Source organism: Streptomyces sp. NPDC111656, from assembly GCF_055656965.1.
In genome coordinates, this window is the sequence record NZ_JBVKCA010000010.1 from 127,433 (window position 1) to 139,975 (window position 12,543).

A 12,543-nucleotide genomic window follows, 5' to 3' on the forward strand; every position below is an offset into this window, starting at 1 on the left:
CTCATATAGTGACGGCAAATTGAGCAACCGGTGTCGGCTCTCGCCCAGGAACTTCCTCCCAGGAACCTCGCCCCAGGAAATTCGTCCAGGACACGACCGAGGACACGATTCATGACCGCGCCCATCCCCTCCGGCGAACGACCCACCCTCCGCGCGAGCGCCCCCGCGCCCCTGCTCACCGCCGTCGCGGCGGCGGTCGCGGTCGTCGTCGCCGTCTCCGTGGCACCCGACTCGGCACGCGTCCCCCTCGCCTGGGGCACGGGCGCCGCCGCCGTGCTGCTGTGCGTCGCCGTCGCGGTCGCCGCACGCGCCCTGCAGACCGCGAAGCTCGCGCGCCGCCGCCTCGACGCCGTGGCCCAGGACGCCGGACGGCTCCTGCAGGAACGGGCCCGCATGGCGGAGGAGTTCAACCAGGAGCGGTCCCGGCTCGCGGAGGAGTCCGCCCGCGACCGCGCGCGCCTGGCCGACGCCGACGCCCGCGAACGCGCCCTGCTCACGCAGGGGTTCGAGGAGGAGCGGCAGCGCCTCACCGCCGAGATCGCCGAGGAGCAGCGGCGGTTCGCCGAACTCGCCGAGGAGAACACCCGGCTGACCGAGCGCATGCGGCGGGCGGGCAGCGACCGGGCCGCCGCGATCTCGGCCACCGCCAACGCGGCCGGGCGGATGCAGGCACTGTCCACCGGCATGCTCGCCGACCTGCGCGCCATGGAGGACAAGCACTCCGACGAGGAGGTCCTCGCCGATCTCCTCCACCTCGACCACCGCACCGCGCAGGCGGGCCGCCTCGCCGACTCCGTCGCCGTCCTCGCGGGCGCCCGCTCCGGCCGCCGCTGGGCGCGCCCCATCGTCATGGAGTCGATCCTGCGCGGCGCCATGGGCCGCATCGGCGGCTACCAGCGGGTGCGCGTCCACTCCGCGAGCGACGCCGCCGTCGCCGGGCACGCCGCCGAGGGCGTGATGCACGCGCTCGCCGAACTCCTCGACAATGCCGCGAACTTCTCGCCGCCGACCGCCGAGGTGCACGTCTACGTCGAGGAGGTCCCGGCCGGTGTCATCGTCTCCGTCGAGGACAGCGGCCTCGTCATGGGCGACGTCCAGCTGCGCCGCGCCGAACGCGCCGTCTCCGCGGACGCCGCGGACGCCGCCGACCTCGGCGGCCTCACCGGCACCCGGCTCGGCCTCGCGGTGGTCGGCCGGCTCGCGCGCAAGCACGGCCTGAAGGTGTCCTTCCGGCCCTCCGCGCGCGGCGGCACGGGCGTCCTGGTGCTCATCCCCCAGGACATCCTGAGTCTGCCCTCCGCACCGGCCCCGGCCGCCCCTGCGGCGACGGAGTCCCAGGTCAAGCACGCCGCGGCGACCCCGCCTGCCGAGGACCGCCCGCTCGCCGAGCCGCGTCCCCAGGCGTCGTACGCCGCCGCCCGCGCCTCCGAGGACCTCGACCCGGACCCGGTCCCCACCCATGAGTCGCCCCGGCACGCCACCGACACCGACACCCCGCCGAACGGCACCCCCACGGCGGGCGCTCCCGCGACCGGCGGCCTCCCCAAGCGCCGCCGCGGCCGGACCCTCGCGCACGCCGAGCGCAGCCGCGCCCATCTCACGAACCAGGCCGACCCCGAGCCCCGTACGACCGACTCCAGGGCCACCGCCGCCCGCTTCAGCAGCTTCCGCCAGGCCGTCCGGGGCACCGCGCCGGACCAGGCGGCGGTCCAGGGAACGGTGCCCGAGGACGACGCCGTACGGGTCGAATCCGTACAGGGCGAATCCGGGAACGCCGTACGCGGCGAAGAAGCCGTACGGGAGCCCGCCCCCGCGCATCCCTCGCACGCCACCTCGCACACCTCTTCGCATCCGGAAGGCGACACCACTTCATGACCGGCACCACCACCGCCGACGAGAAGCTCTCCTGGCTCATCGAGGGCCTCCTCGAGCGCACCCCGGGCGCCCGGCACGCGCTCGTGCTCTCCCGGGACGGCCTGAAGCTGTGCCGCACGCCGGAGCTCACCGTCGACCGCGCCGACCAGCTCGCCGCGATCGCCGCCGGCATCCAGTCGCTGTCCCACGGGGCGTCCGTGGAGTTCGGCGACGGCACGGGGGGCGTGCGCTCGGCGATGACCGAGTTCTACGGCGGGGTCCTGTTCATCGTGGAGGCGGGCGACGGCGCCCACCTCGCCGTGGTCACCGCCGAGGACGCGGACGCCGGTCTGGTCGGGCACAACATGAGCGAGCTCGTGGAACAACTCGGCGAACACCTGAGCGCGCAGCCCCGGACGTCATGAGCCGTCCGGGCAGGGACGACGCGCCCGACCGGCTCTACACCCTCACCGGAGGGCGCAGCCGGTCCGCGCCCGACACCCCGTTCGACCTGGTGACACTCGTGGTCGCCGAGTGCGATCCGGCGGTGGGCATGCAGTCGGAGCACGCGGCGATCCTGCGGCTGTGCGAGCGGCCGACGGCGGTCGTGGAGATCGCCGCCGTGCTGAAGCTGCCGGTGTCCATCACCCGCATCCTGCTCTCCGACCTGCTCGCCGCGGGCCGCGTCAGCGCCCGCCACCCCCAAAAAGCCGCTCTTCCCGATCCCGACATCCTGGAGCAGGTGCTCGTTGGACTCCGTAACCTCTGATGCCCTTACGTCCCAGGGGGCCGACGCCCGTACGCCTCTGGGGGCACAGGCCGACAACGGTCTGAAGATCGTCATCGTGGGCGGCTTCGGCGTCGGCAAGACCACCCTGGTCCGCTCCGTGAGCGAGATACGTCCCCTCAACACCGAGGAGACGATGACGCAGGCCGGTGCGGCGGTCGACGACATCAGTGAGGTGCGCGGCAAGTCCGCGACCACGGTCGCCTTCGACTTCGGGCGCATCACGCTTGACGCCCGCAATGTGCTGTACCTGTTCGGCGCGCCGGGCCAGGAGCGTTTCTGGTTCCTGTGGGACCGGCTGTTCTCCGGCACGCTCGGGGCCGTCGTCCTCGTCGACACCCGCCGTATCGACGACTCCTGGTACGCGATCGACCGGCTGGAGCACCACGGGACGCCGTTCATCGTGGCCTGCAACGACTTCGGGGGCTCCGCCCACACCCCCGCCCAGATCCGCGAGGCCCTCGACCTCGATCCGCAGGTCCCGCTGCTCGACTGCGACGCGCGTTCGCGGGAGTCCAGCAAACGAGTGCTGATCACGTTGGTGGAGCACCTCAAGACCTTGCACGCCGCCGAAAGCGCCCTCACAACACCGGAGTTGGCCCTGTGACCCCCGCCCCCGTGCCCCTCAGCGGGCCCCGGTTCCAGACCGAACCCGCCGAGCTGTACCGGGAGATGCGACGCGACCACGGTGCCGTGACGCCCGTCGTCCTGGACGGCGACATCCCGGCGTGGCTGGTGCTCGGCTACCGCGAACTGCACCAGGTCACCGGCGACCCCGTGCTGTTCAGCCGCGACTCCGAGCTGTGGAACCAGTGGGACCGCATCCCCTACGACTGGCCACTGCTGCCGATGATCGGCCGCAAACAGCCCTCGATCCTCTATACCGTCGGCGAACGCCACCGCGAGCGCGCCGCGATGATCAGCGACGCCCTCGAAGCCGTGGACCCCTTCGAACTGCGCGCCCAGGCCGAGAGGTTCGCCGACGAACTCATCGACGCGGCGTGCGCCAAGGGCGAGGCGGACCTCATCGGGGACTACGCCGCCCTCCTGCCCGTCCGTGTCCTCGCCATGCTCTACGGCTTCGCCGAGGAACAGGGTCCTGGCCTCGTCACCGCCCTCAACGACATGGTCAACGGCCGTGAGACCGCGCTGGCCGGACAGCAGCACCTGGCCGGCTCCATGGCCCAGTTGATCGCCGACCGGAAGGCCGCGCCCGCACACGACGTCGTGTCCCGCATGCTCGCGAACACGGCCGGCTTCACGGACGAGGAGATCATCCAGGACCTGATGGTCATGATGGCCGCCGGCCACCAGCCGACCGCGGACTGGATCGGCAACTCGCTGCGCCTGATGCTGACCGACGAACGCTTCGCCGCCTCGCTCTTCGGCGGCCGCAACAGCGTCGCCGAGGCCATGAACGAGGTCCTCTGGGAGGACACCCCCACCCAGAACGTGGCCGGCCGCTGGGCCTCCCGCGACGCCCAGCTCGGCGGTCACCGCGTCCGCGCGGGCGATCTCCTCCTCCTCGGCCTCCAGGGCGCCAACTCCGACCCGCAGGTCCGCACCGACGGCTCCGCCCTCACCGGCGGCAACAACGCCCACTTCTCCTTCGGCCACGGGGAGCACCGCTGCCCGTTCCCGGCGCAGGAGGTGGCGGAGGTCATCGCGCGGACGGGGATCGAGGTCGTACTGGACCGCCTGCCGGACATCGACCTGGCGGTCCCGGCCGACTCCCTGACCCGGCGCCCCTCACCGTGGCTGCGGGGCCTGACCGAACTGCCCGTGCGCTTCACCCCGACCCCGGCCCTCGGAGGCACCCCCGCATGACCAGTCGTATCGCCCTGGACCCGTTCGTGTCCGACCTGGACGGCGAGAGCGCCCGGCTCAGGGAGGCGGGCCCGCTCGCCGCCGTCGAACTGCCCGGCGGCGTCCCGGTCTGGGCCGCCACCCACCACGCCGAGGCACGCGCCCTGCTCACCGACCCCCGGCTGGTCAAGGACATCAACGTCTGGGGTGCCTGGCAGCGCGGCGAGATAGCCCCCGACTGGCCGCTGATCGGGCTCGCCAACCCCGGCCGCTCCATGCTCACGGTGGACGGCGCGGACCACCGCCGGATGCGCACGCTGGTCGCGCAGGCGCTCACCCCGCGCCGGGTGGAGCAGATGCGGGAGCGCATCACCAAACTGACGGAGGGTCTGCTGGACGCCCTCGTGCCGGGCCCGGGCGGGCTCGTCGACCTGAAGGCCGCCTTCGCCTACCCCCTCCCCATGTACGTCGTCGCCGACCTCATGGGCATCGAGGAGTCCCGGCTCCCCCGCCTCAAGGAGCTCTTCGAGAAGTTCTTCTCGACGCAGACCCCGCCCGCGGAGGTCATCGCCACGCTGACGGAGCTGGCCGGGATCATGGCGGCGACGGTCGCCGCGAAGCGGGCGGAGCCCGGCGACGACCTGACCTCCGCCCTGATCCTGGCCTCCGAGGACGGCGACCACCTCACCGACGAGGAGATCGTCTCCACCCTCCAGCTGATGGTCGCGGCGGGCCACGAGACGACGATCTCCCTGATCGTCAACGCGGTGGTCAACCTCTCCGCCCACCCCGAGCAGCGCGCGCTCGTCCTCTCCGGCGAGGCGGACTGGTCGGCGGTCGTCGAGGAGACCCTCCGCTACTCCACCCCGACCTCACACGTCCTGATCCGCTTCGCGACGGAGGACGTACCCGTCGGGGACAAGGTGATCCCCGCGGGCGACGCCCTGATCGTCTCGTACGGTGCGATCGGCCGCGACGAGAACGCCCACGGTCCGGGCGCGGGCGACTTCGACATCACCCGCACCACGAAGAACCGTCACATCTCCTTCGGCCACGGCCCCCACGTCTGCCCCGGCGCCGCCCTCTCCCGCCTGGAGGCTGGGGTCGCCCTCCCGGCCCTGTACGCCCGCTTCCCGTCCCTGGACCTGGCGATCCCCTCCTCGGAACTCCGCAACAAGCCGGTGGTGACCCAGAACGACCTCCACGAACTCCCCGTGCGCCTGACCCCAACCCCCTGACCCGTTCCCTCGCCGCAGGCCTCCGCCCCGTACCCGGTCGGACGTCTTTCCGGCTGCGGGTGGGTGGGGGCTGGTCGCGCAGTTCCCCGCGCCCCCAAGGGGCGCCGGCGCGCATCTTTCAGCCCGTCCGGCGTGTGAGGACGAGGCCGTTCAGGCCGACGCGGGGGTCTGGGGGCGCAGCCCCCGGGGACGAGTCGGGTAGGGGCGGCGGGGGCGAGGAGAAGTGGGCCCCGCCTCGTCTCACCCGCCGGACGAAGTTTCCACTACGTTTCGTATAACGGATACGCTCGCTCCGTGGCTGATATCCAGATCCCCGCTGACATCAAGCCCGCCGACGGACGTTTCGGCGCGGGCCCCTCCAAGGTGCGCACGGAGGCGCTGGACGCGCTGGCCGCGACCGGTACCTCCCTGCTCGGCACCTCCCACCGCCAGGCCCCGGTCAAGAACCTGGTCGGCAAGGTCCGCGAGGGCGTGCGCGACCTGTTCTCGCTCCCCGACGGCTACGAGGTCGTCCTCGGCAACGGCGGCTCCACCGCCTTCTGGGACGTCGCGACCCACGGCCTGATCGACAACAAGTCCCAGCACCTCACCTTCGGCGAGTTCAGCTCCAAGTTCGCGAAGGCCGCCAAGCTCGCCCCCTGGCTCGCCGAGCCCACCGTCATCTCCTCCGACCCGGGCACGCACCCCGAGCCGGCGGCCGAGGCGGGCGTGGACGTCTACGCCTACACCCACAACGAGACCTCCACCGGCGTCGCCGCCCCCCTCAAGCGCGTCAACGGCGCCGACGAGGGTTCCCTCGTTCTGGTGGACGCCACCTCCGGCGCCGGCGGCCTCCCGGTCGACATCACCGAGACGGACGTCTACTACTTCGCCCCGCAGAAGTCCTTCGCCTCCGACGGCGGCCTGTGGATCGGCGTCTTCTCCCCCGCCGCCATCGAGCGCGCCGAACGCATCCACGCGAGCGGGCGTCACGTGCCGGAGTTCTTCTCGCTCCCCACGGCGATCGACAACTCCCGCAAGAACCAGACGTACAACACCCCGGCCCTCGCCACCCTGTTCCTGCTCAACGAGCAGCTGGAGTGGATCAACGGCCAGGGCGGTCTGGAGTGGTCCACGGGCCGTACGAAGGACTCCTCGACCCGCCTCTACACCTGGGCCGAGGAAAGCAAGTACGCGACCCCGTTCGTAGCCGACCCGACCAAGCGCTCGCAGGTCATCGGCACGATCGACTTCGCCGACGAGATCGACGCCGCCGCCGTCGCCAAGGTCCTGCGTGCCAACGGCATCGTCGACACGGAGCCCTACCGCAAGCTCGGCCGCAACCAGCTCCGTGTCGCGATGTTCCCGGCGATCGCCCCGGCGGACGTCGAGGCGCTGACGAAGTGCATCGACTACGTGATCGAAAAGCTGTAGTCCTCACTCGTACGCAGAGGGGGCGCCCTGCGCGAGCCATCGCGCCGGGCGCCCCTTTCTCATGCCGTACGCATCCTCACGTCGCCGTGCACGTCGCCATGCGGCGACTACGACTTGCGCAACAACCTCTTCAGCCCGAACCCCGCCGCCAGAACCGCGGCGACGGCGAGCGCCCCCTTGGCACCGGAGCTCAAGCCGCCGCCGTCGCTCCCACCGGCCGACGCCGATCCCCCGCCCTCCGAGGGCGACTTGGAGTCGGACCCGCCCCCGGGAACCGAGCCGGGCTGGACCGGACTGTCCTTGCCCTCGCTGCCGTACATGAGCTTGGACCCGTCAGGGGTGTACGTGACCGACTCCCCCTGGCGCTGGAGCGGCACGTCCAACCGCCCCTGGCGCTTGAGCTTCCCGTCGTTCCAGGCGTACGCGATCCCGCCGAAGTACCCGCGCACGACGAGCTGTTCACCGTCGGGCGAGAAGGCGCCGTCGGTGACCCAGAGGTCGATGGGGGCGACGGACCGGAAGATGTTGGCGCCCGACGTGGAGAGCCGGGCCGGACCCTCGTACAGGTGGCCGCCGTCCTCGTTCTTGTCGGCGATGTAGACCCGTCCGGTCTTCGGGTGGACCATCAGCGCCTCGGCGTTGCGGGGCCCGTCCGCGTACTTCACGACGTACTGCGTCGCCCGGATCGTCTGGTCCTTGAGCACCTTCGGCTCGGGCAGCTTGTAGATCCACACGTAGGACCACTTGCCGCCGAGGTTGTCGCCGATGTCGCCGACGTAGAGGTCGCCGTCGGGCCCGAGGGAGATGGCCTCGACGTCGCGCGGCGCGCCCACCCCCTTCATGGTGATGGTGGCGACGGTCTCGCCGGTCCTGCTGTCGACGGCGTAGAGGTAGGGACCGTCGTCGCTGTCGTTGTGGGTCCAGTAGATGCCGGGGTGGAGGTGCGAGGCGGCGAGCCCGCTCGACTCGGTGATCCGGGGATCCTTGATCGTGAACCCCCCGTCCCCGTCGGCGGCGAGGGCCGGTGCCGGCAGCGCGAGGGCGAGAACGGCAGCGGCGGAGGCGGCTCCGGCGAGGAACGAGGGCGATCGGCGCATGGCCCAAGCCTGCCATCCCTGAGCCGCCGGGACCCGGTGAGCCCCCGGGGAGCCGCCGCCCCCGGCGTGTCCATCCTCACACCCCACACCCCACACGGCCCTTACTGATCGCCCGCCCGATCATCCATGATGAGCGGATGCTCAGGTTCATGCCCGTCGGAGACTCCATGACGATCGGAAGCGCGGGCGAACACACATGGCGTTACCGAATGTGGCAGCACCTGCGCGCGACGTACGGGGGCCCGTTCCGGATCGTCGGCCCGCGCGAGACGCTGTACGACAAGGCGACGGAGTCCCCCGACTCGCACGAGTACGCGGACCCGGACTTCCCGCGCGCCCACCTCGCGGGCTGGGGCGAGGGCTGGCAGCACATGGTGCCCCTGATCGGTGAGGCGGTCCGCACCCAGCGCGCGGACGTGCTCCTGGTCTCCCTCGGCCTGATCGACCTGGGCTTCTACACGAACGCCGTACAGACGGCGGCGAACGCCCGCGCCTTCGTCGCCGAGGCCCGTGCGGCGAACCCGCGCATCCACCTGGTCCTCCTCCCGGTGATACCGAACGTCCGCGCGGAGTCCGACGCGCCCTTCGCCGCCGAGGTCGCCGCCTTCAACGAACTCCTGGCGAAGGCGGTGGCCGACCTGGACGAACCCCGCTCCCCCGTCCTCCTCGCCTCCCCGCCCCCCGGCTACGACGTCCACCACGACACGTACGACGGCACGCATCCCAACGCGTCCGGCGAGCACAAGATCGCGGAGGCCTTCGCGGAGGCGATGTACCAGGCCTGGGACCTGGGCGAGCCCTACTCGGCCTGACCGCCGACGCCGACCGGCGGCTATCCGTGCGTCCGGATCGCCTCGACGGCCCACTCCAGCACGGGCGCCGGACTCTCCGGGGCCGGCCAGCCGTTGATGACGGCGAGCAGCTCCGTGTACCGCTCCCTGCGCGGGTCGTTGACGGCTTCGAGCCAGGTCAGGACGTGTACGTCGTGAGCGAGGAGCGCCTCGACGACCGGCGCGGCGGCACCGTCTCCCGGCTCGATCCCCGCCGCGAGGACCGGGCCGACCAGCTCACGCACGGTCAGGACCAGCCCGGGGCGGAGCCCGCCGCCCCGGGCACCCTCCTGCTCCGCCTCCAGATGTGCGACCAACCGCCTCAGGACGGCCCGGAACTCCCCGTCCTGGGACAGCTCGGCCAACTCCACCCAGGCCGCGATCTGTTCGGGTTCGGGGTTGTCGGGCAGTTCGGGGGTGAACGAGCGCCGGATCCCGACGAACGCGCCTGAACGGGCCGACCCGGCGAATACGGAGTCGAGGAAGTCGTCGATCAGACGTCGGCGTTCGTCCTCTGAGAGCCTTGCCAACCGGTGCATGAGATCCATCTCCTCTGGGCTGGAGTCGCGCCGGGCCACCGCCGTCAGCACCGCGTGCCGCAGCCGCAGGGTGCGGATCTGTACGGCGAGCGCGTCCGCGTGCGCCGCCGCGACCTCGGAGAGCGAGAGCTCGCGTGCCACGACCTTCCGGATGTCCGGAAGTCCCACTCCCAGGTCACGCAGGGTCCGCACGAGATCCAGACGCGCGAGGGCGTCGGCGCCGTAGAGGCGGTAGCCGGCCGGGCTGCGACCGGTCGGCGGCACGATGCCCCGATCGGAGTAGAACCGAATCGCCTTGACCGTCAGCCCGGTCCGCCGCGCCAGCTCACCGATCGAGCAGAGCGGACCAAGGGGGTCGTTCATGCCGCCGTCCATGCCCCCACCCTGCCGCCTCCCCCTACGGGAGACTCAAGCGACCGCCGGGAACTGATCCCCACGTGACCAAGTCACCGTGCGTATCGTTGTACCGCGCGGCTGCACTCGACCGGGTTGCGGCCGGGGAGGAACGCCACGATGACCGTCCTTGAAGACAGGATCGAGATGGCCGACAGCGACGACATGAGCGCCTTGGACAGGCTCTTTGAACGACTGTCCGTCCCCGAGGGCTACAGGGCCGAGATCGTCGAAGGGGCCGTCTACATGGTGCCGCAGCGGAGCATCCACTGGCTGATCATCCGCAGGATCGTCCGCGCCCTGGACGAGAGGTTCGGCATCGACGCCATGGTCTTCTCGGACGTGCGCATCGACTTCCCCGGCCGCCTAAACGGCTTCTGCCCCGACGTGGCGAAGTTGCGCGACGGGGCGGAGCAGAACTCGGCGAACCACTGGCTCTACCAGGACGTCGAGTTCGTCGCCGAGGTGATCTCCAAAGGGACTGCCGCCAACGACTACGGCCCCAAGAAGACCGCGTACGCCACCGCCGAAGTCCCCGTCTTCCTGGTCGTGGACCCGTACGTTGGCAAATGCCACGTCTACACCCAGCCCAAGGACGGCGAGTACGTCACGGAGACGACGGTCTCCTTCGGCGGAGACGTCGACCTGACCACCACCCTGGGACTCACCCTCAAAACGGACGAGTTCCCCCGCGACTGACCCGCCACGCGGACACCTCCCTTGCCTAGAGCGCACTCCACCCCGTTGGCTAGGGAGTCATGAAGTACACGCAGCTCGGACGCACGGGACTCAAGGTCAGCCGACTCGTCCTCGGCACCATGAACTTCGGTCCGCAGACCGACGAAGCCGACAGCCACGCCATCATGGACGCGGCGCTGGACGCAGGAATCAACTACTTCGACACCGCGAACGTGTACGGCTGGGGCGAGAACAAGGGCCGTACGGAAGAGATCATCGGCAACTGGTTCGCGAAGGGCGGTGAGCGGCGCGACAAGGTCGTGCTCGCCACCAAGGTGTACGGGAACATGGCCGCCGACGGCGACGCCTGGCCCAACCACGACAAGCTGTCGGCCCTCAACATCCGACGGGCCGTGGACGCCTCCCTCAAGCGGCTCCGGACCGACTACATCGACGTCTACCAGTTCCACCACGTCGACCGCCGCACTCCCTTCGAGGAGATCTGGCAGGCCGTCGACGTACTGGTGCAGCAGGGCAAGATCCTCTACGTGGGGTCCAGCAACTTCCCCGGGTACAAGATCGCCCAGGCCAACGAGATCGCCGCCCGGCGCCACGGCACCATCGGTCTCGTCAGCGAGCAGTGCCTCTACAACCTCGCCGAGCGGCGCGCGGAGATGGAGGTCATCCCGGCCGCGCAGGAGTACGGCCTCGGGGTCATCCCGTGGTCGCCGCTGCAGGGCGGGCTGCTCGGCGGTGTCATCAAGAAGGAGGTCGAGGGCGGGCGCAGGGCGAGCGGCCGGGCCGCCGACTCCCTCGCGAACACCGCCATCCGCGCGCAGGTCCAGTCGTACGAGGATCTGCTCGACAAGCACGGGATCGAGCCCGGCGAGGCCGCCCTGGCCTGGCTGCTGACCCGCCCCGGCGTCACCGGCCCCATCGTCGGCCCCCGTACCGCCGCACAGCTCGACTCGGCCCTGCGCGCGGTCGAGCTGGAGCTGTCGGAGGAGCTGCTGACCGGCCTGGACGAGATCTTCCCGGGTCCGGGCCCGTCCCCGGAGGCCTTCGCCTGGTGACGCTCCCCAGGGGCGCCCGCCCGGGCGCCCCTCAAGGGGCGTGAGGAACCGCGCGACCGGCCACGGCCGCCCGCAGGCGGACGAGCGGCGCGGAGTTCCGGCCGAACCGGCAAAGCGGCCTGGCCGGCCCTACTTGACCGCCGCCGCCAGCGCCACCACGACGAACATCAGCACGAGCACACCGGCCATGATTTGGTTTCGGGTCTTCGGGTTCACGCCATCGAGGTTAACCGGCCGCCCCCGAGGACCTTCAGCCGCCCGCCCCGTCCAGCGGCCAGCACGCCACCGTCTCGTAGCGCGGCTGCTCCCCCGAGACTCCTGACCTCGGCAGATCGCTGCGTACGAGACACAGCTCCCGGACCGTCCAGTCCCGCCCGGCGAAGGCGTCCAGGGCGGCGACGTACGGGGCGAAGTCCGCGGTGTCGCGGCTGCGGGCCACCGTCAGGTGCGGGCGGTAGCGACGGTGCTCGCCCGTCCCGACGCCCGCCTTCCGCGCCGCCGCCTCCGCCCGGTCGGCCAGCAGCCGCATCGTAGGGACGTCTCCCGACACCCCGGTCCACAGCGCCCGGCCCCCGAAGTGGCCGCCGCCGCGGAGGGCGAGGGGGAAGGAGGGGGTGCGGTGGGCCGCGCGGGCCAGGCGGTCCGACAGGGGCTGGACGAGCTCTTCGGCCACCTCGCCGTAGAAGGCGAGGGTGAAGTGCCAGCCGGGGCGGCCCGTCCAGCGCAGTCCGTCCGCGCCCGGCAGGCGGTGCAACTCGTCCACCATCGTGCCGAGTTCACGCACCGCGGCCTGAGGTGGCAGCACGGCCGCAAAGAGTCTCATGCCCCTCACCCT

Annotated in this window: 13 protein-coding genes; 10 read left to right on the forward strand and 3 right to left on the reverse strand. The window is 71.5% G+C overall.

The annotated features are described in order from the left end of the window. Window positions 1-111: 111 nt before the first annotated feature. From ACZ7M3_RS28165 to serC, 7 genes are all read left to right on the forward strand, one after another. Complete coding sequence (locus tag ACZ7M3_RS28165) at window positions 112-1,875, forward strand: sensor histidine kinase (protein WP_472066652.1); 1,764 nt, start codon at window positions 112-114, stop codon at window positions 1,873-1,875. After that, on the forward strand, window positions 1,872-2,279 hold the full coding sequence (locus tag ACZ7M3_RS28170; RefSeq protein WP_054235659.1) for a roadblock/LC7 domain-containing protein: 408 nt from the start codon (window positions 1,872-1,874) through the stop codon (window positions 2,277-2,279). The genes ACZ7M3_RS28165 and ACZ7M3_RS28170 overlap by 4 nt, the downstream gene beginning before the upstream one ends. Then, the gene (locus ACZ7M3_RS28175; RefSeq protein WP_067371922.1) at window positions 2,276-2,623 is read left to right on the forward strand and encodes a DUF742 domain-containing protein; all 348 of its coding nucleotides are present in this window, start codon (window positions 2,276-2,278) and stop codon (window positions 2,621-2,623) included. The genes ACZ7M3_RS28170 and ACZ7M3_RS28175 overlap by 4 nt, the downstream gene beginning before the upstream one ends. Then, window positions 2,604-3,248 (forward strand): GTP-binding protein, encoded by a 645-nt coding sequence (locus tag ACZ7M3_RS28180; protein ID WP_472066654.1) that lies wholly within the window; start codon window positions 2,604-2,606, stop codon window positions 3,246-3,248. Before ACZ7M3_RS28175 ends, ACZ7M3_RS28180 begins: the two co-directional genes overlap by 20 nt. Continuing rightward, the gene (locus tag ACZ7M3_RS28185; RefSeq protein WP_472066656.1) at window positions 3,245-4,468 is read left to right on the forward strand and encodes a cytochrome P450; all 1,224 of its coding nucleotides are present in this window, start codon (window positions 3,245-3,247) and stop codon (window positions 4,466-4,468) included. The genes ACZ7M3_RS28180 and ACZ7M3_RS28185 overlap by 4 nt, the downstream gene beginning before the upstream one ends. Further along, a complete protein-coding gene (locus tag ACZ7M3_RS28190) occupies window positions 4,465-5,685 on the forward strand; it encodes a cytochrome P450 family protein (RefSeq protein ID WP_472066658.1) in 1,221 nt (406 codons plus the stop codon). Before ACZ7M3_RS28185 ends, ACZ7M3_RS28190 begins: the two co-directional genes overlap by 4 nt. 294 nt (window positions 5,686-5,979) lie before the next feature. Next, window positions 5,980-7,098, forward strand: a complete 1,119-nt coding sequence (serC, locus tag ACZ7M3_RS28195; RefSeq protein WP_099942027.1) for a phosphoserine transaminase — start codon at window positions 5,980-5,982, stop codon at window positions 7,096-7,098. Window positions 7,099-7,205: 107 nt separating this feature from the next. Here serC and ACZ7M3_RS28200 read toward each other — a convergent pair whose 3' ends face one another. Further along, window positions 7,206-8,195: a WD40 repeat domain-containing protein gene (locus tag ACZ7M3_RS28200; protein WP_472066660.1), complete on the reverse strand. Its 990-nt coding sequence runs from the start codon at window positions 8,193-8,195 to the stop codon at window positions 7,206-7,208. Between the two features lie 137 nt (window positions 8,196-8,332). Here ACZ7M3_RS28200 and ACZ7M3_RS28205 point away from each other — a divergent pair, with 137 nt between their 5' ends. Next, on the forward strand, window positions 8,333-9,007 hold the full coding sequence (locus ACZ7M3_RS28205) for an SGNH/GDSL hydrolase family protein (protein WP_095854003.1): 675 nt from the start codon (window positions 8,333-8,335) through the stop codon (window positions 9,005-9,007). A gap of 20 nt (window positions 9,008-9,027) precedes the next feature. Here ACZ7M3_RS28205 and ACZ7M3_RS28210 read toward each other — a convergent pair whose 3' ends face one another. Next, entirely contained in the window at window positions 9,028-9,927 is a 900-nt protein-coding gene (locus ACZ7M3_RS28210; protein ID WP_472066663.1) for a MerR family transcriptional regulator, read from the reverse strand. A gap of 150 nt (window positions 9,928-10,077) precedes the next feature. Here ACZ7M3_RS28210 and ACZ7M3_RS28215 point away from each other — a divergent pair, with 150 nt between their 5' ends. Together ACZ7M3_RS28215 and ACZ7M3_RS28220 are read left to right on the forward strand one after the other, a co-directional pair. After that, complete coding sequence (locus tag ACZ7M3_RS28215; RefSeq protein ID WP_472066664.1) at window positions 10,078-10,656, forward strand: Uma2 family endonuclease; 579 nt, start codon at window positions 10,078-10,080, stop codon at window positions 10,654-10,656. 59 nt (window positions 10,657-10,715) lie between these two features. Next, window positions 10,716-11,708 carry an aldo/keto reductase gene (locus tag ACZ7M3_RS28220; protein WP_351308096.1) on the forward strand — a complete coding sequence of 331 codons (993 nt, stop codon included), beginning with the start codon at window positions 10,716-10,718 and terminating at the stop codon, window positions 11,706-11,708. Between the two features lie 250 nt (window positions 11,709-11,958). Here the strand turns inward: ACZ7M3_RS28220 and thpR are convergent, their stop codons facing one another. Beyond that, window positions 11,959-12,531: an RNA 2',3'-cyclic phosphodiesterase gene (gene thpR / locus ACZ7M3_RS28225; RefSeq protein WP_472066666.1), complete on the reverse strand. Its 573-nt coding sequence runs from the start codon at window positions 12,529-12,531 to the stop codon at window positions 11,959-11,961. Between the last annotated feature and the right edge of the window lie 12 nt (window positions 12,532-12,543).